Here is a 21341-nt window from a genome sequence, read left to right as displayed (position 1 = left end):
CTACTCCCGTCTCCATGGAATATTTAAAATCATGCATAATCCGCCCAACACACTGCGTTCAGCAAAAAGTCCATAACCCGTCCCGAACTTAATCCGTAAACGTTGATTCACATTCATTAGTCCCGTAATCTCTTCATTCCCAGATCTCTGATTCGCAGATTCCTGAAAGGACGCTAGCAGGTTGCTCAAGATTTCATCCGTCAACTGATCACCATCATCCTCAATCCGAATGGACAATTTGTCTTGATTCACTTGATAGGATAGTTTCAGAATCCCCCCCTGACTGCGTTTCGCAAGAGCATGCTCGAAGACGTTCTCCACAATCGGCTGAATGATGACCCGGGGAATGGCAATGTCCCGATACTCCCTACTCAGTTCCTCCAGTTGCAACTGGACTCTTGATCCAAATCGAATTTTCTGAATGGAGGCATAAACCAAGGCATGGTCCACCTCTTCACCGAGCGATACCTCGGAATGAGAATCCCTGGACATATACCTGAAATATTGACCCAAATAGTCGGTAAACTCCTGAATCAATTCAACATTCTCCACCTCCGCCATTTGCTTGATGCTGAACAGGCTGTTATATAAAAAGTGAGGCTGAATCTGAGACTGGAGATGTTTAAGTTCTGCCTCGCTGGTTCGAATCCGGGCAACATAATTTTCATCAATCAGAATATGTAAGCGCTCTATCATGTGATTGAAACGAGAGTACAAATAACCAAATTCATCGCGTCTGGATTGCGGAATATGAATGCTTGTCTGACCCTGCTCCGCCATTCTGAAACCGCGAATGAGCACAGATAACGGCTTATGAATGGACCTGTAGATCGAAAAGGAAAAGATCATAATAATAACGATTGAAATAAGCGTCAGCATCCACAACCATAGGTTGTATTGTTCCAGGGGAGCTTTGAGCACATCACTAGGAATGCGGGCCGTCAGCGTGAATGAGTGATCGGGATCATCAAGTGAATAGTACAGGAATGGATCAGATTGAAATCTCGTCACTTGCATGGATACCGGAGATTCTGGTGATACCTGTTGCAATTGTGCCGCTGAAGCTGGTTCATCAGAAGAGGAAATGACAACATTATGCTGTTCTCCGAAGCTCAGCGTAATATCACTGCCCCCCGTTTCAGCAAGTTGCTGCAATCTGTGCTTCAGTTCTTCAGCAGACAAGCGTATGCCTAATATAAAATTGGGTGGTTCCTCATGATTCATGTTGTACGGGTTGCTTTTGAGAAAATAAAGATTGTTATCCGAATAAGACAACTCACCATTCAGATTTCCCATGGTTGCTAGCAGATCCTTCCATTCACCATCCTCCACATTGCGAATTCCATCCACCGCGCTGACCCTTTTATGCAGAGCCGGTACATAATACACAACATCGCTGATATAGGGACTCGTTACCATGATCTGACCCAGCTTGTTATGGATATTATTGAGACTGGAAGTCACCTCATACCTGCTCATGATCGCAGCTCGTGTACTTAGCGTGGACATCGTATCATCGAACGAAAATTCGGTCACAAGCCCACTCATTCGCTCCAGTTCGAATTGCAGATGATTGTGGTAAAAATACAGCTTTGATTCATGCGCCTTCTCCACTTCCGTCTGCATTTGCTTGGAGCTGGTATGTGTGATCATAATGCTGATTCCATACAGAGGCAGAATGACGAGCACAAAGGCTATCATCAGTTTGACGACGATGGATGCATTTTTCCAGGTGCCCACCGCAAATCTCATTTTCCCTCCACTCCTCTCCTCAACGGCAAAAAAGGAGCCGGAAATCGGCTCCTCCATTGACTTTCCTCCATCGATCTTATCCCTTTACACTGCCGACAACAAGTCCATGGACGAAATACCTTTGCAGGAACGGATAGACAAGCAGAATAGGTATAACGGACAAAAAGATTTGGGATGCCTGAGTGGTTCTGTCCGACACCTGACTTAACAGCGTTGCATCCTCCAGAGTCATCATCTCACTTTGGATCATCGTCACTTGCTGGAGCATCGACTGCAGATACGTAGCTAGCGGATAACCTTCCGGACTCTTCATGTAGATCATGCCATCAAACCAGGCATTCCAGTGTCCTACCATGGCAAATAGCGTGATGGTTGCAATACTTGGAAGCGAAATGGGAAGGTAAATGCTCCATAGGGTGCGAAAATGGCCTGCGCCATCCATCCATGCCGCTTCTTCCAGCTCCTTCGGCAAGCCTCGAAAGAAATTCAGCATAAGCAACACATTAAAGATGGGCACAGCTCCCGGCAAAATCAGGGCCCAGATTGAATCCAAAAGACCTGCTTCCTTAACGACAAGATAACCCGGGATCAATCCCCCACTGAATAACATGGTGAAGACAAATATCCACGCGTAGAACGTTCTGGAACGAAACTTTGAAGCTTCCTTGGATAACGGATAGGCTACAAGAATTGTGAAGACCAGATTGGTTGCAACCCCGAGTGCAACACGGAGCAGACTTGTACCGAATGAATTTAGAAACTGCTGATTTTCGAGAATGTATTGATAGGAGGACAGTGTGAAGTCCACTGGCCAGAATGTCACACTCCCCGCCTTGACTGCATCACTCGAACTAAACGAAATCGCCAGAATATTCACAATAGGAAATAGGCATAGCAAGGCAAGAAGGGTCAGGATGACGTAATTCAATCCTAGAAACCAACGATAGGCTCTCGAAGCGTGATGCATGTTCTTGCCTCCTTTCTAAAAAATCCGATAATTGGCTAAGCGATAGGCCAGGAAATAGCCAAGCCCGATAAAGATAAACGAAACGACTGATTTAATAAGCCCCAATGCGGTGGATACGGAGTACTGTGCGTCCTGCAAACCAATCCGATAGATCATCGTATCCAGAATATCTCCGGATTCATAGACCAGCGGATTATACAGGTTGAATACTTGGTCAAAGCCGCCATTCAGTACGTTACCAAGACTCAGCGTAACCATCAGAATTACGATTGGACGAATGCCGGGCAGCGTAATATGCCATGTCTGCTTCCATCTTCCCGCACCATCCATTACGGATGCTTCATACAGGGATTTATCAATGTTCGTCAATGCGGCCAAATATATAATCGTGCCAAATCCGAATTCTTTCCATTGATCCGTAATGACAAGTATGTAGGGAAACCATTCGTTGCTGGCCAGGAATTGAACAGGTTCAACCCCTATCGCCTTAAGCAGCATATTTACGATGCCTGTGCTAGGAGACAGCACATCCACAATGATACCGGCCAATATGACCCAGGAAAAGAAATGCGGCATATAGATGACCGTCTGAATTGTTCGTTTAAAACCTGTTTTGCGTACCTCGTTTAGCAGTAAGGCCACAAGTACCGGAATGACCAAACCGGACACAATTTTCATAGCGGAAATGAAAACGGTATTCCATACGACCTGTGAGAAACCAGGCAGATCGAACAAGTATCTGAAATTGTCCAGACCGACCCAGTTCATATTTTTGAATCCGGCAATGGGAGAAAAATTCTGAAAGGCAATGGAGAGTCCCGCCATCGGAATGTAACCGAATACAATAATGATGATCAATCCAGGCAATATCATGAGATGAAGCGGAACGTTTCGTATAAATTGTTTGTAGTTGGAACGCATGAGCTGTCTCCTCCTTCAAATTCATTATAGAATCCGTCAGGAATCGGCAATAGTGTAGGCTATTTACTTTAGGTATCTTTTGTTGACTACTGTCTACAGACCAACAATACAACTAAAAAAGGAACACATCGGTTGCAATTCTATTCTTAAGCAATTAAAATAAACTCTTTTGAGATATGTATAGATATATCGTGAATTTGGTAATTCCACCCTGGTTTGATACTGAACATATGAAACCTTACACTCCTATGTACGTAACGAAATATTTACCTATTAAGATTTAGAGGTGACAATTATTTATTTTGATAACAAATGAGGGATATCATGAAAAAACAGTTTATCGTACTTGGTCTTGGACGATTCGGTTCAAGCCTGACACGGACGCTCATTAACAATGGACATGAAGTGCTCGCAGTAGACAAGAATGAACATCTGGTTCAGGAAATTTCAACCATAGCCACCCATGTTGTACAGGCGGATTGTACTGACAAATCAGTCCTCAAAGAGCTGGGAGCAAGCAACTTCTCCCACGCCATTGTCGCAATTGGCGAAGATCTGCAAGCCAGTATATTGACCACTCTGTTATTGAAGGAACTCAATGTTCCCAAAGTAACAGCCAAGGCCAAAAATGATAACCATGGCAGTGTGCTTAGCAAGATTGGTGCCGATCAGATCGTTTACCCGGAACGTGACATGGCCACAAGGCTGGGGAATCAGCTTAGCTCAGACAACATTATTGATTCCATTGAATTGTCGCCAGACTACAATCTGGTCGAGATCAAAGCTCCTGAAAGTATGAATCAGAAAACGCTGCTAGAACTCGACATCCGGGCAGAATATGGATGTACTGTTATCGCCATCAAAACGGGGAGTAACCTGAATATCTCTCCAAGGGCAGAAGACACCGTTCGTACGGGAGACATGCTCTTGTTAATCGGCAGTAACGAAGACATTCGGATTCTGGAGAGTGATTATGAGCAAAAGAAATAAACGCGTACCGAGAACTTCAGCTCTATCCATCGTTGAATCGATTGTGAACAAACTGAAAAATAATATGAGCCCTCCTCAACTTATCATGATGATCTTCTTCGCTCTCATCTGGATCGGGGCCATATTACTTGTATTGCCGGTATCTTCGAGTACCGGAACATCAATCGGTTTACTTGATGCCTTATTTACAGCAACCTCTGCCATTTGTGTAAATGGGTTAATTGTTTTGGATACAGGGAGTGTCTTTTCTACATTTGGACAAGTCATCATCATGATTCTGATTCAGGTTGGCGGGTTGGGGTTTATGACACTAGGCGTAATGGTTGCCATTATTCTGGGGAAACGGATTGGACTGAAACAGAGGCTCCTTATTCAACAAGCCACCAATACATCTTCCGCTCAAGGTCTGGTTAAGCTTTCGATGTATATTGTGCTCATAGCCTTTGCTTTTGAAGCTTTGGCTTCATTGATTCTTACTTTGCGATGGCATAGTGAATTGGGATGGGGACAAGCTCTTTATTACGCGATATTCCACTCTGTGTCTGCTTTCAACAATGCGGGTTTCTCCTTATGGTCTAATGGCCTTTCCCCCTTTGTTGGCGATCCGGTAGTCAACCTTACGGTCATTACGCTCTTTATCATTGGCGGATTGGGTTACATTGTCGTTGTGGATGTTTTTCGCAAACGATCATGGAGAAAACTATCTCTGCATTCGAAGATTGTGTTAATCGGCAGTTTTTCCCTATATCTGTTTGGATTCATCACGATCCTTTTACTCGAAAGTTGGAATCCGTCCACGTTTGCTGATTTATCTTACGGCGAACGCATATGGGCTGCTCTATTTCAGGGTACTGCCCCTCGAAGCTCCGGTTTCAATACCATTGATATTGGCAGCATGCTTGCAACATCCCAATTTTTTATTATTATCCTGATGTTTATTGGAGCTGCTTCCGGTGGGACGGGTGGAGGAATTAAAATTAACACCTTTGTCGTGCTTGTTCTAGCGACCATTCAAACATTTCGGGGCGGCGGGCAAGTACATGCGTTTGAGCGTAAAATAGCAGAAGAAACCGTTATGCGCGCACTCGCTGTTGTCATGAGTTCACTGGCATTTGTGCTAGGAATTTCCATACTTCTGTCCATCTCCGAAGGAATTCTTGAGAAACATTTTCTGGATGTTCTGTTTGAAGCGACTTCTGCTTTCAGCACTACAGGACTATCGATGGGCCTTACAAGTGAGCTGAGTGCTGCTGGAAAAGTTATAGTCATCTTCACCATGTTTGCAGGTCGGTTGGGACCTTTAACACTCGCTTTTGCATTGGCTCAGAAGAAACGTACGTCCAAAATTGGTTATGCCGAGGATCATGTTCTTATCGGCTAACCTGTAGGCTCCTGTTAACTCTATTCAAATCAAAATGCCCCCTTATCAAAGACGACCTAACGTCTGGATAAAGGGGCATCTTTGTTCATTATTTATACAGACGATCCATGATCAGGACATTCACCGAATGCGCAGACAGATGAACCACAACCGATTCATCATTTAGCTGAACCTCCTGTTCCTGTGGAACAATTTTCTCATCGTTCTTCTGATTCACGTTGGGAACATGCAGCAATTCTTCATCCCCGCTAAGTGTTATCATTCTCGCAAAAGAGGTAACGTTCAGATCCTGAAGGTGAATTTGGGTTGCTTTGTCCACCCCATCTGCGTTCACCAGCTTCACATACACATGCTGCTCATCCATCGTAACCGAATGGAATATATCCCGGTTGTACACTTCCAGTTTGTAATCCAAAATTCTGCTAGTTGTGTGACCATCGGTATAGGAGCAGATCAGATTCTTCCCTGTATCACCACCATAGTTGACGGTAATCGTGTAATTCGTATCGTTCTCCAGCGGTTCGTAGTTGGCTGCCCGGAGATTTCCCGCCGCAGAACTGGAAGAATAATCACCAAGGGTGTAGCCTTCTACACCTTGCTTATATACTTTGACTCCCGTTGCATTACCGCCATATCCAATCGCATATTCGATGACATCCTTTTTCTCAGGTGAGATATCCATCAATCCCACACCGATGGTGAAGCCGTCCTCACCCGCTATGCGCTGTGCCTCGACCTCCACTTTATAATCCGACCATTCATCGTTAAGTAGATATATCCCATTCAAACCGCTTGCCTGCGCCTTTAAAATCAGTCCTTTTCCCGTCTCCAGCGTGTATCCTTCTTCCGATCCCGGAATCTGATTCCACGCCTCATTCAGTGCTGTCCGCTCCCTGAAATCTTCCGCAAACAGCACGCTGCCATCCTGGTTCGATGTGACTGTAATGCGTGTCACCACAATCTCTGCATGACCTGTCGCAATCTCGATCCCGCCACGCGGAATAAGTTCCATGGGTTGGCCCTTGCTGTACGTTGAAAATGAAGTGCCCAGCACCTGCTCACCCACATACTTGGCAAAAAGCTGCTGCACATAGTAATTCGGTGTGTACCATACTGTCTCATCATCAAACCAGATGCAGTCCGGCGTCCAGCGGTAGGTGCCATCCGTCAGTACTTTATTAAACAATGGTGCATAGGCTGCCAGGCGAACAACGTCCGCATTATTTTCAAATCCGGTCATGACCGCAGCTTCTGCGATTGCACCTGCCAGTGTATTTTTGTCTGTGGACGCATATTCTCCTACAAATACCTTGGAGGTCTCTTTCCAATCGATACTGCCATCCTCGTGATACGCCCGCTCATAATAGTTGTACCGATCCACGTTGTTCAGCAAATAATCATTGGAACGATAATAATGCTCATCCGCAATGGTATCCATATAGTTGTCCTGGTGCTCATACCAGGTTACCGTCTCCTCGATCACCTCTTTGCCGTCTGCAAAAGCCACTTGAGCTGATCCGGTGAGATTGCCACTCAGGAATTTCCATCCTTGCTGGTACGCATCATCATCCGCTTGGGCGCCGACTGTCGAAATGATGTGCAGCTCGTGATCAGGATAGTTACGTTTCATATAGTCATCAATCGACGTCTTGAACACTTCAAAGTTGGCAAAAAATTCGGTTCCCCAGTTCTCATTGCCTACGCCAAGATAACGCAGATCGAACGGCTCAGGATGCCCCATGCTGCTCCGCATGGCCGCCCATTCGTTATGTTCAATATCCGTGCTAAGCGCGAAATCAATCAGATCTGTAAAGTTACGGATATAATACTCCCTCAAAGCGCCACCCGCCGGGTATGCGTAATCCGAACGGGCCTGACACAGAACGCCACAGGCCATGACCGGTACCGGAGCAGCATTCAAATCTTCTGCCAGTTGGAAATACTCCATATAGCCGAGACCCATCGTCATCATGTAACCCCAGACGTTATAGTTCTCTTTGCGAAGCTCAACTGCTCCCACCGAATCCTTCCAGTCATACACATTGTCCCAAATAAACGAACCTTCCGAAATACATCCCCCCGGAAAACGCAGAAACTTTGGATGCATGTCGACAAGCGCTTGAACCAGATCTTTTCGGAGTCGATAGTTTGGATTACCCGTGTAGTTGGCATGTGCTGACGCAGATACTCCCTGCTCTTCCGGCATGGCTCCCCATACATCCTGCGGAATCAACGATACCATGTCGATGGAAATGTCCCCTTCAAAGGTGAGTGCCAACTGCCCCAGTGCAGTCTCCGTTCCGGTCAGGGTCGCATTCGAATTGGGGATTCCGTACTTCTTCCATGTGTTACCGCCTTCGACTTGCAGCGTAACTGAATCACTGATTGCAGCACCGTTTCCATCCTGCAACTGAATCGTAATCGTCCCTGCAGCTACTGCCTTGGCCCAGACGGTAAAATCATATGCCTCACCCTTTTTGATGGACATGGCACAATGTTGATTGGAATCCGAGAACCCCCGATTTCGAATCGTCGCACCATCCTGAACCGTTACATAATAAGCATTCACTTCCGGATCATCCACGTTAAGATGAGTGTTTAGTCCATCGGTATGCTGTACAATCATTTTCGCGGTATCCCCGGACCAGGCAAACAATGGATCACGATTCCGGCCTGTCGAACAACCACATTCCCCCGAGTCATGCGAGTACGTATCGAATGCAAAGGATTCAAACGAGCGGTTCTGAACAAGCTCCGCATAGATCCCCCCGTCTGCCGCATTGTTAATGTCCTCGTAGAACAGTCCGTACATTACTTCACTGATATCCGCTACACGTTGATCCCCATGAATCGTAATGGTATAAGGCGGGAGATGCTCTGGTACAACGGAGACGTCAAAACTTTTGTTCAATGTGCTACCACCCTTAGTCAAAAGCGCATTCAAACGAATCTCTTGTGCCGAGCTTAGGGGTTGAACTTCTCCATTCGCTGACAGCACTTCAGGCTGACTTGAATTCCATCGAACGTCCACCTTGCCGCCCAACAATTCTACAGGCAGTGACACGTCTTTGGTAATAATCCGGGCTGGAGCAGACAAATATTTATCTCCGGCAAGCTTCACAATCTCTTCATCCGTCAATGACTCGCACATCACCTCAATCACTTCATCCATGGACAGCGCCGCCTGATAAATCCGAAAATCGGACAGTGATCCTGCAAAGTCCACATCTGCCGCATACTGAGAGCGCCCAATATAATTGCGGCTATAGTTCACAGGGTCCACGAACGAATCAAACCATCGGCGCAGCTTGGCATAATGGCCACTCGACGTCTGACTGATGGAGCCATCAGCCACCCTCTCCCCATTCACATATACAACCGGACCCGCGCTGCTGCGTGTGCCGCCTTGACTGCCTGCCACCGACAAGGCCATATGCATCCATTCGCCACTGGCAAATCCGCGTCCAGGGTCTACAACCAGATCATCTCCCGCATATAACGTACCTCGCATCTGGCGAGTCAGAAATAAATATGGACCCTTCTCTCCTTTGCCGAAATCGAAAATTCGCTCCCACACGTTCGAACCCTTGCCCAAATGCACCCATGCTGCAACAGTCAATCCGGTGTTATCGCTTACATCTTGCAGCAAATTCGATGGAAGCTCCAAATAACTTGTTCCGTTCGATCCTCCGGTAAAAGTCACTGCCGATCTGCCATTCACTTCGGAAATGCTGGGCAGTTTTTCTCCTGAGGCTGCGCCATTATGTCCGTTCCCTGAGCTATCCTTGCCGATCTCGGCTGCATCCTCAAACTTGTAGTGTGCGATGAGTTGATTGTGAAATGTAGTCATGTTTCATTCCTCCTATGTAGCGTAAATTAGCGTAGATGCTTTTCTTTAATTCGTATAAATGTAAATTGATTGATAATTATATAAACATATGATCTAATCGTATAGTATCTTATTCCGAGTCAAAATTTCAATCCCAAAATGACAGAAAATTCAATGTAGTATAGGAACTTATACGAATAAATCAACCTTTTGGCTTATCCTCCTTCCCATCATAAAGACACTCTAACGATAATATTTATGGTTTACAAATATATAAATTGATTGATAATATAACAAATGAAAGCGCTTGATATTGAATACTTACGAAAAGGAGGGCTATCCGGCCATATAACGTTTGCGGCAGTGAATAGGTTTTTTTTCATTTCATGTATTGGGAAAGGGGAAACGTATGAAACGTTATTGGGTAAGCGCACTTCACATTTCTTTACTGAGCACTGCATTACTTACGGCAACAGCCTTGGCACCCGTCTCCGTATTGGCAGATAGTTCGGGGGCAGCCAGTTTCAACCCGCAGGTTTCCACATCCATTGAGAATGCGGCTCCAGCATTCACGAATGTTTCCGTTCATGATCCTTCCGTTATTAAGGTGGGTGATACCTTTTATATTTTCGGTTCACACCTTCAGGTAGCCAAGTCCAAGGATTTGATGAACTGGGATTCGGTCGCCTCCGGGGTTACGGATGACAATCCGGTTGTGCCCAATGTAACCAAGGAATTCGCTGAAGCCCTGCAATGGGCGCAGACCGATACGTTATGGGCAGCAGACGTCATTCAGTTGGCGGATGGCAAATTTTATATGTACTACAACGCGTGCAAAGGGGACTCTCCCCGCTCTGCGTTAGGTGTTGCGGTGGCAGACAACATTGAGGGGCCTTATAAGGATCAGGGTATTCTGCTCAAATCCGGCATGTGGGATCAGATCAGTGAGGATGGCACCATATACGATGCAACCATACATCCGAATGTGGTCGACCCTGATGTATTTTTCGATAAAAACGGCAAGCTCTGGATGGTATACGGTTCCTATTCCGGGGGGATATTCATTCTGGAGATGGACGAAACGACGGGAAAACTTCTCCCTAATCAGGGTTATGGCAAAAAACTGACCGGTGGCAATCACAGCCGAATTGAAGCACCTTATATGCTCTATAGTCCCGAAACCGACTATTATTATCTGTATTTATCCTATGGTGGACTGGGTGCTGACGGAGGATATAACATTCGCGTAGCTCGCTCCAAAACGCCGAACGGTCCTTTCCTCGATGCCGAAAGAAACGATATGATCAACGTCAAGGCAGACAAGGACAAACCCTTGTTTGATGACCGCTCGATCGAACCTTTTGGCGTCAAATTACTGGGGAACTTTCTCTTTCAAAGACAGATCGGTGATCCCGGCACAGGCCAGGGTATCGGCTATGTGTCCCCAGGTCATAACTCCGCTTATATTGATGCTGAGAGCGGAAAACAATTTCTGATCTTCCATTCCCGCTTTCCAGGACGCGGAGAAGAGCATGAAGTCCGTGTACATGAGATGCATATGAACTCGGAAGGATGGCCTGTCGTTTCTCCCTATCGCTATGCAGCTGTAGAAGAGGATACTGCCCAGCTGACAACCCAGGATATTGCGGGTCAGTACAAATGGGTGAATCACGGTAAGGAGATCACGGCCGAGATCAAATCTTCACAGACCGTTCAGTTTACAGCAGATGGGCAGATTCGTGGTGCGGTGACGGGATCATGGAGTCTTGAAGCAGACAATCAGGTCCAAATCACATCGAATAATGTTGTGTATAAAGGTGTCTTCACGCATGAATGGGAACCAGATTCCCAGAAGACGGTTCTGACCTTTAGCGCTCTCTCCTCTTCTGGCGTAGCCATTTGGGGAAGTCAGATGGCTGCATTAAAGGATCAGGATATTGTTAATGCGGTGAAAAAGGATCTGAGCATCGGCGACACAGGTAGTGTATTCTTTAACCTGTCCCTCCCGACGAAGGGAACACGCGATGCAGAGATTACATGGAAATCTTCCAATGCCTCTGTTCTGTCCGCTACTGGGGTAGTGAATCGCCCTCGTGCTGGTAAGGGAGATGCCAAGGTGGCATTAACGGCAACCATCCGCAAGGGAAGTGCGGTAAGCTCCAAAACGTTTAACGTTATCATTCCACAGCAAGCGGTAAGTCCATTACTTGGAGAATATACGTTTGATCAAAAGAAACTTGCAAAAATCGCACAGGATTCCAGCAAAAATGAATATCACGGCCAAGCCTTTAATGTGACGACTTCTGTGGTTAACAGTAAAAATCAGGCTGCCGCCTTCAATGGAACAGACAGCTATATCCAGCTGCCCGGAATCATCACAGATACAACGGATTTCACCTTTAGTGCATGGGTCAACTGGAGTGGCGGTGGAGCCTGGCAGCGAATTTTCGACTTTGGAAACGGACTGACCAGACATATGTTCCTTACCCCCGCACAGCATACAGGAGCTCTGCAATTCACCATCCATGACCAGGGACGGGATCAGAGCCTCATTGCTGCTGAACCGCTGCCCTCCAATCAATGGGTACATGTCGCTGTCATCCTTCAGGGAGATACAGGTACTCTGTATGTGAACGGAAAAGCTGTGGCAAGCAGCACCGAAATTACGTTTAACCCGAAGGATCTTCAAGTGACGGAAGCTTATTTGGGCAAAAGCCGTTATACAGCAGATCCCTTCTATAAAGGCTCGATGGATAACGTAAAAGTATATGATAAAGCGTTAACCTCCGCGGAAATTCAACGTCAGGCCAAAGAAAAACCTTAATCAGCAACCTTGCCGCTAAAGTTGGATCTATAACACAATACGACTAAGATAGCCGATTTCTCAGGGCTGCTTTAGTCGTATTATGATTTAAACCATCTATTTTTATCCTTGCGTTCCGGCTGCTGCGATCTCCGCGATTCGTTCGTTTACATTCCCTTCTTCATACCAACCACCGTGATAACAAAGAACCTTTTCAATGTCATACGCGGCAAATCGGGTGAGTGAATGGTAGGCTTGCTCCAGGTCCGGTGTCTGCATGGGATTCGGCCCTTGCAGTTGTCCTCCACGATTTAACATGGCATCACCGGCAATTAATGTTTTGGAAGCTGGATGATACAAACTGATATGCCCTGGCGTATGTCCTGGCGTATCAATGACAATGACTCCGCCACCGAATGCCAATTGGTCTCCATCTTGGATAGTATCTGTAACGACAGTTCCCGACACTAATGGGAAATGCGCCGTATTCAGCTGCATGGTTAGAGGCATTTGTTTTAGAAGAGGAAGCTCTCCATCGATGTAAGGACGATCGGCAGCATGTGCATACACCTTTATACCCGGATAGCTCTCCACGATTTCCGTTAGATTGCCGATATGATCCGCGTCCTGATGCGTGAGCAGAATACCCGTTAACTGTTCTAATGAATATCCTGCTTCCTTCAACTTAGCTTCTACTTCTTGCACCATTCCTGCCACCCCTGTGTCCACAAGAATCAATTCATCCTCCGAACATAACAGCGAAGGTGTGAAGGACCACATGCCTTGCGGAAGCTCAATACCGAGTTCAAGAGAAATTACACCTGATTTTTTCATTTTAATAGTCTCCTTTAGGATTGGATAGTAAGTTCATTCATCATTTCACATAATTCTTCAATGGCATTGTCAGAGAAAAACAATTCCATATTGGACTGGGTAACGGTTGCCGTTTCCCCTGCGTACTCAAACATCTTCGTTTCATATACCTGCACGGCTTCCTCAAGATCAGCATGATTTATAATGGCATCAGCAAGCTCGGCAGCATCCAGCATCGCCAGATTGGCTCCTGCACCCGCAAAGGGAGACATCAGGTGCGCGGCATCCCCGATGAGTGTAACGCCCGGTTTGTGTTCCCATTGGTGATGGACAGGCAGCATATATATACGTCTGGGTGTGATTGCCCCGTTCGCACATCGAATATAATTCTTCAGTTGTTCATCCCAATCTTCGAATAATGGCAATATCTCTTGCTTCGCTTCTTCCAAGTTGTCAAATGGAATATTACTCTGCTCCAGCCAATCTTGTTGCACCTTGAATCCCAGGTAAACCCGAATCCGTTTGTCCCCATTCAGCTGTGCCATGATTCCTTTGTGATCGCCTAGGGCATACATGCTTCCCATTCCATTAAATGCGGCAAGTTCGGGAAACTGGACTTCGGCATCCAGAATGTTAAGTTCAATCATGCTCACACCCGAATATGCTGCGGTTGCATCACTGACCAGTGGACGAACTTTGGAAAAAGCTCCATCTGCTGCAATGACCAAATCAACGGTATCGGTAAGACCATTGTCAAAATACAGTTCATGTTGTCCCTGATCAAGTGGCAGAACCTTGAACAATTTACATCCCCATTGAATGGAACTTGGCTGTAGCGATTCGAGTAGCATGGTCCGCAGCACGGAACGGTCTATCTCAGGACGATCATGTTCGGTTTGATCCAGGGCTCCCTGAGCATCAAGCAGAATGTTTCCTTTTTTATTCGAAAGCTTTAACGCCTGTCCTTCGAAGCGGCAAATGGCATGGAACTGATCAAGTAGCCCGGCCATCTGTAATGCTTTTTGGCCGCTCTCCTGATCCAGATCAAGTGTGCCTCCCTGTTCGCGATACGCCGGATAAGGATCACTTTCATACACGACAGGACTGTAACCTGCCTGCTGTAAGATCCTTGCCAGCGTGAGTCCTCCAGGACCTGCTCCAATAATAGCGATGCGTTTATGTTGATTACTCATAACAACCACTCCTAAATTGATTTGTTAATTTCATGTTGTTTTCCTGTTCACAAGCACATCTTATCGCTCGAAGTTAAACGGAATTTAAATGGATGAAGAAATCAACCGATTCATATTTTCGTGAGGTTGTTCTCCTTCTGACGATGTGACGAAAAATTAAAAAAGCACCAGTCGTTAAACGACTGATGCTCCGCTAATCCGATCCTATATTTCACAAGTTAACACCCGGTTTCAAGATTTCTCAGTGATAAGGGGCAAACTCACAACAAATTCCGACCCATGCCCAAGCTCACTTTGGGCAGTAACTTGTCCACTATGCATGTTTACAATTTTTTGGACAAGAGACAGTCCCAGTCCATTGCCTCCCTGTGAACGGCTCCGAGCTTTATCTGCCTTGAAAAACCGTTCAAACATGCGCAGCTGATCTTCTGGTGAAATGCCCACCCCATTGTCCGTGATCGTACATACTGCCTCATCTTGATCGCAAGCAAGCTTTACCCCGATTATCCCTTCTTCCGGTGTGAATTTGATTGCATTGTGTATAAGATTAATCCACACCTGACTCAACAAATCTTCATTTCCTGTAATTATGGTCGCAGGCAGAGAGACATCCAATTGAATTTGCTTTTCAGCCCATTGTGGCTCCAGCATAAGAAGAATGTTTTCAAGCTGTCTATCCAATCGATAAGCTTTCTTCTCCATGGAAGTGTAATCGGACTCCAATGCGGAAAGACGTAACAAATTGCCGCTCAGCTTGGATAATCGCTTACTCTCCGTTTCAATAATATCTGCATATAACACCACTTGCTCCGGATTCACAGTTTTATTTTTCAGCAATGAAGCGTATCCGCTGATCGAAGCGAGCGGTGACTGGATCTCGTGAGATACATTGGATATGAAATCCTGCCGCATCTGCTCCACCGAGCCAAGCTCTCTCGCCATCGAATTTAGGCTGTCAACCACTTCCTGATACGGGCCCTGTTCTATGTCCAGCTTCACAGATACATTGAAATCACCCTTGGCAATTCTGCTTATCGCTTCAAGCAATTCTGTACGTTGTTTATTGAAAATGTATCTGCGATCCTTCCCTTCACCGCCACGTATCCATGCCCACACGTAACCTCCTAACGGCATTAGAGTCAAACCAACAATTGCCGTAAGAATATGGGTAATCAGATCCGGGGGCTTCCCTGTCACCATATAGATCCATTGCATTAGCACATATCCAGCACATAGAGATACAGAGAAGAGCACAAGGAAGGAAATTGCTCGCCTTATAAACCTATCCATCTCCGCACGATTCGCAGCCCCCTCTTTCTTCAAGATGTCTCCTCCAATCGATAACCCAGTCCTCGAATGGTCGTAATCTTGAAACCTGCCGTCTCCGGTTGATAGCGTTCTCTCAACCGATTGATATGTACATCCAGTGTGCGCTCATTTCCTTCAAAATCGTACCCCCATAAGTCCTCGATCAGCTGATTACGGGATAGCGTTTTATTCGCATTACCGGCAAGCTTGAATAACAATTCAAACTCTTTCATGGGGATGGTATGCGTATTTCCCTTTATAATGACGGCGTAACTACTTCTGTCCAGCGTGATACATCCGACGGTAACCGATTGGGAGGCATTTATTTTATAACGCTTCAACAAGGCCTTTGTACGGGCTATAAGTTCAGCAGGTTCAAACGGTTTGGTGAGATAATCATCCGTGCCCATTTCAAATCCTTTAACTTTTTGAGTGATATCCTCCTTCGCAGTTAACATTAAAATCGGAATATCCTCATGAAATTGCCGAAGCTCGCGACACAATTCGAATCCGTCCATCCCCGGCATCATAATATCGATAATGCAAAGACTGGGATGCGCTTCTTCTACCTTTTGCAGCGCATCGTTTCCATCAACCGCTTCAATGGTAAGGAACCCTTCCTGTTTCAGGATCGTATTCACAAGTTCGCGGATATAAACATCATCATCGACAATCAGAATTTGATTCATTACCGCACCTCCCTTCTCTCATTCAGCATGATCGTACGACACGAATTTAAACAAAATATAAATAACATCTTATTCGTATGAACCATTTCATTTTGAATAATGGATGACCATGCTTAACTTGTTCTCAGAGGCACCCGAATTCTTATAGGCATGAGGCTTGTCCGCGCGAAAACGGATCGACTCCCCTTGTTTTACCGTATAATCCTCCTCCCCAACCCGAATTGTAACTTCCCCTTCAAAAACCGTAATAAATTCCTCTGCCCCTTCTATATGCGGTTCAGCATTCAAAGAAGACTTCTCATCCATCTCCATAACGTACATTTCAAAACGGCGCCCCTCTTCGAAAGTAAAATGCGGATATATTCGAATCTTTCCCTCATTCTCCATCAATGCTTGAATATCATTGCCCGTTACGACTGTAGTGTCCGACTTCGGCTCGTGAATCAAGGCGGTAAAGGATATTTTCAGGCCGTTCGCAATCTTCCATACCGTCGCAATCGTAGGGTTCGATTCCCCCCGTTCAATTTGACCCAGCATGGTTTTGCTGATACCAGACATCTCGGCAACCTTGTCTAGGCTAAGCTTTCTTTGTTCCCTGAGCTGCTTCAAATTCTGTGCCAGAACAACATTAATGTTTTTCAAAATAAAGTCACCTCTGTTTTTAAAAGATTATATTGTGCTGTATAGCGTACATATTGTACAATTATAAAGATCGTACGTTATGACGTACGTTTCAATTCAATATAACATACACCGAGAAACAGATGTGGAGGACTTATGAATATTATACCGTTACTGACGTACGCAATCGTGGCTTCATTCACACCGGGTCCCAACAACATCATTGCCATGACTCATGCAAAAAACGAGGGATTCAAAAAAATCCTTCCGTTTATTTCCGGCGTGGCAGCTGGCTGCCTGCTTATTATGTTTCTGTCCAGTTATTTCAACCTTGTTCTGCATCAATACATCCCAAGGATTAAACCTGCCCTGAACGTATTGGGATGTATGTACATGATCTATCTGGCGATCAAAATCATGCGAAATAAACCAGGGAATGCCAAAGATCCCAAGGTGAATCGTTTTTCATTTCTCTTTGGCTTTACCCTGCAATTCATCAATCCCAAAGTCATTTTGTATGGTCTTACGGCTATCTCCGTATTTGTCATGCCTCTCGGTCAGTCACATGTTCATATTATCGTTTTTTCGTTGCTTCTCACCCTCATAGGTGTTAGTGCTAATATGACGTGGGGGTTATGTGGTGTGTTATTTCAAAGTTTTTTATTGAAATATGAACGTCCTTTTCAAATGGTGATGGGTGTTTTGCTCATCTGCAGCGCCCTATCGATCCTATTGTAAAAAAACAAAAAAAGCGTCCTCTCCTCCGATGAGGGAACGCTTTTTCGATCTGCCTCAGTTTGATCTCCACCATGGTTGGCTTGGGTAATTCCCCGAATGCAGCACAACCTTCTCACCAATTTTGGGTGTTGCAATGTTGACACTCAAGGCATGTGCAGCCTTGGTGATCCGTTCAACCGGCTCGTTCCAGGCATGATAGGCCAACGTAAAAGCGGCCCAATGAATCGGGATGAGCAGTCCTCCCTTTACATCCAGGTGAGCTTGCACTGTTTCTTCCGGCATCATATGAATGTTGGACCAACGCTCGTCATATTGGCCGCATTCCATCAGGGTCAGGTCAAAAGGCCCGTATTTTCGACCAATTTCCTTGAAATGAGGACCGTATCCGCTATCACCGCTAAAGAAAACCTTCGTTTCTTGTCCAGCAATGACCCACGAACACCATAATGTAGAATTACGATCCAACAATCCTCTGCCCGAGAAATGCCGAGCAGGCGTACAAGCTAATGTCAAACCCTTGAAGGATAGCTCATCCCACCAGTTATGCTCCGTAATCTGTTCCGAGGGCACACCCAGCTTAATCAGTCGTCGACGCACGCCAAGCGGGACAATAAACCGTTTTGTTTTATTCTTTAATCTGCGGATGGAGGAATAGTCCAGATGATCATAATGGTCATGCGATATAATGATTGCATCCAAGGTTGGAAAATCCTCGGGTTGAATCGGCAGGTTAGTGCTGTATCGTTTCGTACCCGCCCAGGATACAGGAGATGGACGGTTGCCCAGCATCGGATCAAAAAGTAATCTGTGTCCTTCGATTTCAAGCAGAAAAGCTGAATGACCGAACCATGTCACCTGCGGAGGATCGGATACATTTAACGATTCCGCCGGTTCATATTTCACCATGGGAATGCTGCCCGCTGGTCTTCGCTCTATACTTCTCCGCATGGAATCCCTCAACATGCTTACAAGGGAGCTGAAGCTCATACCTGCGGCTGTTGGAATCTGATTTTCGTATTTTGTCATTATTCATACCTTCTGTTCTCTAAAATCAATAATTCAATCCATCATTCAATCTTGAGTATAACAGGAGTAATATTGCTTTATATTAAATCATTGTTCGTTTATAATCAATTTCGCCTTCGGTTATCTGAATTTGAACTTCAATCAACCCTAATGAGCTGTCGAAGATTTTACAGCCCAGCGACGAACATCTCACAGGACTATATCACTAACCCATGTTGATTCATCTCCTGGTTAAACATAATTAAGGTGGAATTAAGACTCTGTTTTCTCTCCAATAAGACTGGGCATATATAATAGAGAAAATACAGCAGAGAGTATGTGAGAGATGATGAAAAAATGGCAAAAAAGATTAATTAAAACGTTTATATTCGGAGTAGTGGCAATTCTCCTCCTTTTGGGTACAGGCGTGATCTACCAACAAGTGAGTGCACGGCAGGATGCCAAAACATTCATTCCTCCTGGCAAGCTGTACAGCGTACATGGTGACAATATGCATTTATATACGGGCGGACAAGGGGAGGTAACCGTTATTCTTGCATCCGGATGGGGTACCGCTGATCCTTATGTGGATTATTATCCGCTCTATGAAAAACTTGCTCCCTATACGAAATTCGCGGTTTACGATCGCTTTGGCTATGGTTATAGCGATATGACCGATAAGAAACGGGATGTCGATACCGTAGCAGATGAATTGCACGAGTTATTACAGGTTTCTGGACAAAAGCCTCCCTACGTGTTGGTCGCCCATTCACTGGGTTCACTCGAAACGCTCCGTTTTGCGCAAAAATATCCGGATGAAGTACAAGGTATAGTCATGATCGATGGTGGAAGTCCGGAACATTATGCGAATGACGATGGCCAGTTGGCTGATGTGATCGGCGGTTTTGCGAATCAATTCCGAATTCAAACGGGGCTGTTCCGCTTGTCCTTACAATCAGACGCAGTCGTGGAAGCCTCCAATGCCAATCGAAACGGTCTGAAGTTTGTGCCTGATGAACTGAAGAAGATCGATACAACGGCCCTGCTGCTTAACTATGGGAATGCCAACACCGTGGATGAGTTACGTGAAATGACAGCCAATGCCAAGGTTGTTGTCGACAACAAAAAGCCCTTTCCGTTTCCGCTTACTATACTGACAGCAGATTACTTTGGAGCCAGTGAACCTATATGGGATAAAACTCAAGCTGAATTTACGTCCTGGTCGGAACACTCCAAGCATGTAACTGTTAAGGATACCGAGCATTATATTCATCAATATCACCCGGACCTTGTCGCTAATGAAATATTGGAACTGGTTAAGAAGTAGATTCCCTGAATAAACGCTGAACTACCAAACCAATTCATGCCAAATAAAACCCTAACGATTCTGGTAATCGTCAGGGTTTTATTGTGTTAAAGGTCTCACTGTGCTAATGCCATCCTTGGTGTTTGCGATCTGAAATGCGCTAGTGCTTCTTGAACCTCCGTAGTCGTGAGGCCGTGCCGATCAAAATAATGCATGACCTCCTTCAGGTCAGTATCATCACCGCTGTATATCCTATCAATTTTTTGTATGATCTCTTGTTGTAATCGCTCTTGAATACGCATGCAACGGACAGGTTCACATAGCCAAAAATCAGTTCGTTTGACCTCCCCTGCTGCAGTCCATAGCAAATTCTCATATCGTATGACATCCCAATCATGATATCCCGCCTGAATCTGCTGAAGTTCTGTGGAAAACATATCATACAACAGGTTTTGCGGGATGTGTCCGTACGCAGCTCGATACTGTCTCAGATTGAATCCTTCAATCCACTCCGTCAGCGCAAAATTCCCGGAAGCATAAGCATACAATTCGGGAACATGATGGTTATTCTGCAAAGACAAGAGCGCTTCACATTCAAACTCCCCATCCATTTTCCCACGAGTAGTATACACTTTCAGGCAGTACTCATGTAAACGATAGACAACCGACTGCTTTCCCATTAGCGAAGCTTGCATGGTCAGATGACCGTTTTTCTCATAGCGATCCAACAATTGTTCAATGTTAGCAGGTAGAGATTTAACGATTCTCATAAAGACGTCTCCTTGATTATAGAATACATTCTAAAACGTTTTCTAATTTATCCATTATAATTAATCTACTCTCTATATTATCTTTAAAATTTCATATGAACATAACCAATTTCGCCAGAACATGAACTATTTGCTTCCATCATCGAGATTTATTCCATTTGCCTACAGGTTATTTTCACTCTAATGGATGGAACCCGTTTCATGTCAAGGTACAAAAAAACGATGCCCCCCTTCGAAGGGAGAGCATCGTTCATT

16 protein-coding genes are annotated in these 21341 nt (G+C 45.3%); 5 read left to right on the top strand and 11 right to left on the bottom strand.

The window, feature by feature from the left end:
• Genes P5G61_RS19925 through P5G61_RS19915 form a run of 3 tightly spaced genes read right to left on the bottom strand, consistent with a single transcriptional unit; the run spans position 1 to position 3640 of the window.
• Complete coding sequence (locus tag P5G61_RS19925) at positions 1 to 1809, bottom strand: sensor histidine kinase (RefSeq protein ID WP_301248120.1); 1809 nt, start codon at positions 1807 to 1809, stop codon at positions 1 to 3.
• Positions 1810 to 1828: 19 nt separating this feature from the next.
• Positions 1829 to 2719, bottom strand: coding sequence for a carbohydrate ABC transporter permease (locus P5G61_RS19920; RefSeq protein ID WP_301248119.1), 891 nt, complete (start codon positions 2717 to 2719; stop codon positions 1829 to 1831).
• A 15-nt stretch (positions 2720 to 2734) separates the two neighbouring features.
• Positions 2735 to 3640, bottom strand: coding sequence for an ABC transporter permease (locus tag P5G61_RS19915; RefSeq protein ID WP_301248118.1), 906 nt, complete (start codon positions 3638 to 3640; stop codon positions 2735 to 2737).
• Positions 3641 to 3964: 324 nt separating this feature from the next.
• Between P5G61_RS19915 and P5G61_RS19910 the strand changes: the two genes are divergently transcribed.
• Entirely contained in the window at positions 3965 to 4630 is a 666-nt protein-coding gene (locus tag P5G61_RS19910) for a potassium channel family protein (protein WP_301248117.1), read from the top strand.
• A complete protein-coding gene (locus tag P5G61_RS19905) occupies positions 4614 to 6011 on the top strand; it encodes a TrkH family potassium uptake protein (protein WP_301248116.1) in 1398 nt (465 codons plus the stop codon). The genes P5G61_RS19910 and P5G61_RS19905 overlap by 17 nt, the downstream gene beginning before the upstream one ends.
• 88 nt (positions 6012 to 6099) lie before the next feature.
• On the opposite strand, the gene P5G61_RS19900 is transcribed toward P5G61_RS19905, so the two are convergent.
• Entirely contained in the window at positions 6100 to 9861 is a 3762-nt protein-coding gene (locus P5G61_RS19900) for an alpha-L-arabinofuranosidase C-terminal domain-containing protein (protein ID WP_301248115.1), read from the bottom strand.
• A gap of 388 nt (positions 9862 to 10249) precedes the next feature.
• Here P5G61_RS19900 and abnB point away from each other — a divergent pair, with 388 nt between their 5' ends.
• Positions 10250 to 12664 carry an arabinan endo-1,5-alpha-L-arabinosidase AbnB gene (abnB, locus tag P5G61_RS19895; protein WP_301248114.1) on the top strand — a complete coding sequence of 805 codons (2415 nt, stop codon included), beginning with the start codon at positions 10250 to 10252 and terminating at the stop codon, positions 12662 to 12664.
• A 102-nt stretch (positions 12665 to 12766) separates the two neighbouring features.
• Here the strand turns inward: abnB and P5G61_RS19890 are convergent, their stop codons facing one another.
• The 5 genes from P5G61_RS19890 to P5G61_RS19870 all read right to left on the bottom strand — a co-directional run bounded on the left by P5G61_RS19890 (position 12767) and on the right by P5G61_RS19870 (position 17288).
• Positions 12767 to 13477 carry an MBL fold metallo-hydrolase gene (locus tag P5G61_RS19890; protein ID WP_301248113.1) on the bottom strand — a complete coding sequence of 237 codons (711 nt, stop codon included), beginning with the start codon at positions 13475 to 13477 and terminating at the stop codon, positions 12767 to 12769.
• Between the two features lie 14 nt (positions 13478 to 13491).
• Entirely contained in the window at positions 13492 to 14649 is a 1158-nt protein-coding gene (locus P5G61_RS19885; RefSeq protein ID WP_301248112.1) for an FAD-dependent oxidoreductase, read from the bottom strand.
• Positions 14650 to 14880: 231 nt separating this feature from the next.
• Positions 14881 to 15972, bottom strand: coding sequence for a sensor histidine kinase (locus P5G61_RS19880; protein ID WP_301248111.1), 1092 nt, complete (start codon positions 15970 to 15972; stop codon positions 14881 to 14883).
• Complete coding sequence (locus P5G61_RS19875) at positions 15969 to 16646, bottom strand: response regulator transcription factor (RefSeq protein WP_301248109.1); 678 nt, start codon at positions 16644 to 16646, stop codon at positions 15969 to 15971. The genes P5G61_RS19880 and P5G61_RS19875 overlap by 4 nt, the downstream gene beginning before the upstream one ends.
• Positions 16647 to 16733: 87 nt before the next feature.
• Entirely contained in the window at positions 16734 to 17288 is a 555-nt protein-coding gene (locus P5G61_RS19870; RefSeq protein WP_301248108.1) for a helix-turn-helix domain-containing protein, read from the bottom strand.
• A gap of 135 nt (positions 17289 to 17423) precedes the next feature.
• Here P5G61_RS19870 and P5G61_RS19865 point away from each other — a divergent pair, with 135 nt between their 5' ends.
• Entirely contained in the window at positions 17424 to 18005 is a 582-nt protein-coding gene (locus P5G61_RS19865; protein ID WP_301248107.1) for a LysE family transporter, read from the top strand.
• Positions 18006 to 18059: 54 nt separating this feature from the next.
• Here P5G61_RS19865 and P5G61_RS19860 read toward each other — a convergent pair whose 3' ends face one another.
• A complete protein-coding gene (locus tag P5G61_RS19860; protein WP_435874236.1) occupies positions 18060 to 19031 on the bottom strand; it encodes an MBL fold metallo-hydrolase in 972 nt (323 codons plus the stop codon).
• Between the two features lie 325 nt (positions 19032 to 19356).
• On the opposite strand from P5G61_RS19860, the gene P5G61_RS19855 reads away from it, so the two are divergent.
• Positions 19357 to 20337, top strand: coding sequence for an alpha/beta fold hydrolase (locus P5G61_RS19855; RefSeq protein WP_301248105.1), 981 nt, complete (start codon positions 19357 to 19359; stop codon positions 20335 to 20337).
• Between the two features lie 95 nt (positions 20338 to 20432).
• On the opposite strand, the gene P5G61_RS19850 is transcribed toward P5G61_RS19855, so the two are convergent.
• Positions 20433 to 21086, bottom strand: a complete 654-nt coding sequence (locus P5G61_RS19850) for a protein kinase family protein (protein WP_301248104.1) — start codon at positions 21084 to 21086, stop codon at positions 20433 to 20435.
• Positions 21087 to 21341: the final 255 nt, after the last annotated feature.

It is taken from the genome of Paenibacillus vandeheii, from assembly GCF_030433635.1.
GTDB classification, from domain to species: Bacteria; Bacillota; Bacilli; order Paenibacillales; family Paenibacillaceae; genus Paenibacillus; species Paenibacillus vandeheii.
Note: the sequence above shows the minus strand (reverse complement) of the source record. Positions and strands in the feature narration are given on the sequence as shown.

What these genes read in the sequence shown, in the direction of transcription:
- P5G61_RS19925 (WP_301248120.1), bottom strand. Translation starts at nt 1,809, where the DNA reads ATGGAGGAGCCGATTTCCGGCTCCTTTTTTGCCGTTGAGGAGAGGAGT.
- P5G61_RS19920 (WP_301248119.1), bottom strand. Translation starts at nt 2,719, where the DNA reads ATGCATCACGCTTCGAGAGCCTATCGTTGGTTTCTAGGATTGAATTAC.
- P5G61_RS19915 (WP_301248118.1), bottom strand. Translation starts at nt 3,640, where the DNA reads ATGCGTTCCAACTACAAACAATTTATACGAAACGTTCCGCTTCATCTC.
- P5G61_RS19910 (WP_301248117.1), top strand. Translation starts at nt 3,965, where the DNA reads ATGAAAAAACAGTTTATCGTACTTGGTCTTGGACGATTCGGTTCAAGC.
- P5G61_RS19905 (WP_301248116.1), top strand. Translation starts at nt 4,614, where the DNA reads ATGAGCAAAAGAAATAAACGCGTACCGAGAACTTCAGCTCTATCCATC.
- P5G61_RS19900 (WP_301248115.1), bottom strand. Translation starts at nt 9,861, where the DNA reads ATGACTACATTTCACAATCAACTCATCGCACACTACAAGTTTGAGGAT.
- abnB (WP_301248114.1), top strand. Translation starts at nt 10,250, where the DNA reads ATGAAACGTTATTGGGTAAGCGCACTTCACATTTCTTTACTGAGCACT.
- P5G61_RS19890 (WP_301248113.1), bottom strand. Translation starts at nt 13,477, where the DNA reads ATGAAAAAATCAGGTGTAATTTCTCTTGAACTCGGTATTGAGCTTCCG.
- P5G61_RS19885 (WP_301248112.1), bottom strand. Translation starts at nt 14,649, where the DNA reads ATGAGTAATCAACATAAACGCATCGCTATTATTGGAGCAGGTCCTGGA.
- P5G61_RS19875 (WP_301248109.1), bottom strand. Translation starts at nt 16,646, where the DNA reads ATGAATCAAATTCTGATTGTCGATGATGATGTTTATATCCGCGAACTT.
- P5G61_RS19865 (WP_301248107.1), top strand. Translation starts at nt 17,424, where the DNA reads ATGAATATTATACCGTTACTGACGTACGCAATCGTGGCTTCATTCACA.
- P5G61_RS19860 (WP_435874236.1), bottom strand. Translation starts at nt 19,031, where the DNA reads ATGACAAAATACGAAAATCAGATTCCAACAGCCGCAGGTATGAGCTTC.
- P5G61_RS19855 (WP_301248105.1), top strand. Translation starts at nt 19,357, where the DNA reads ATGATGAAAAAATGGCAAAAAAGATTAATTAAAACGTTTATATTCGGA.
- P5G61_RS19850 (WP_301248104.1), bottom strand. Translation starts at nt 21,086, where the DNA reads ATGAGAATCGTTAAATCTCTACCTGCTAACATTGAACAATTGTTGGAT.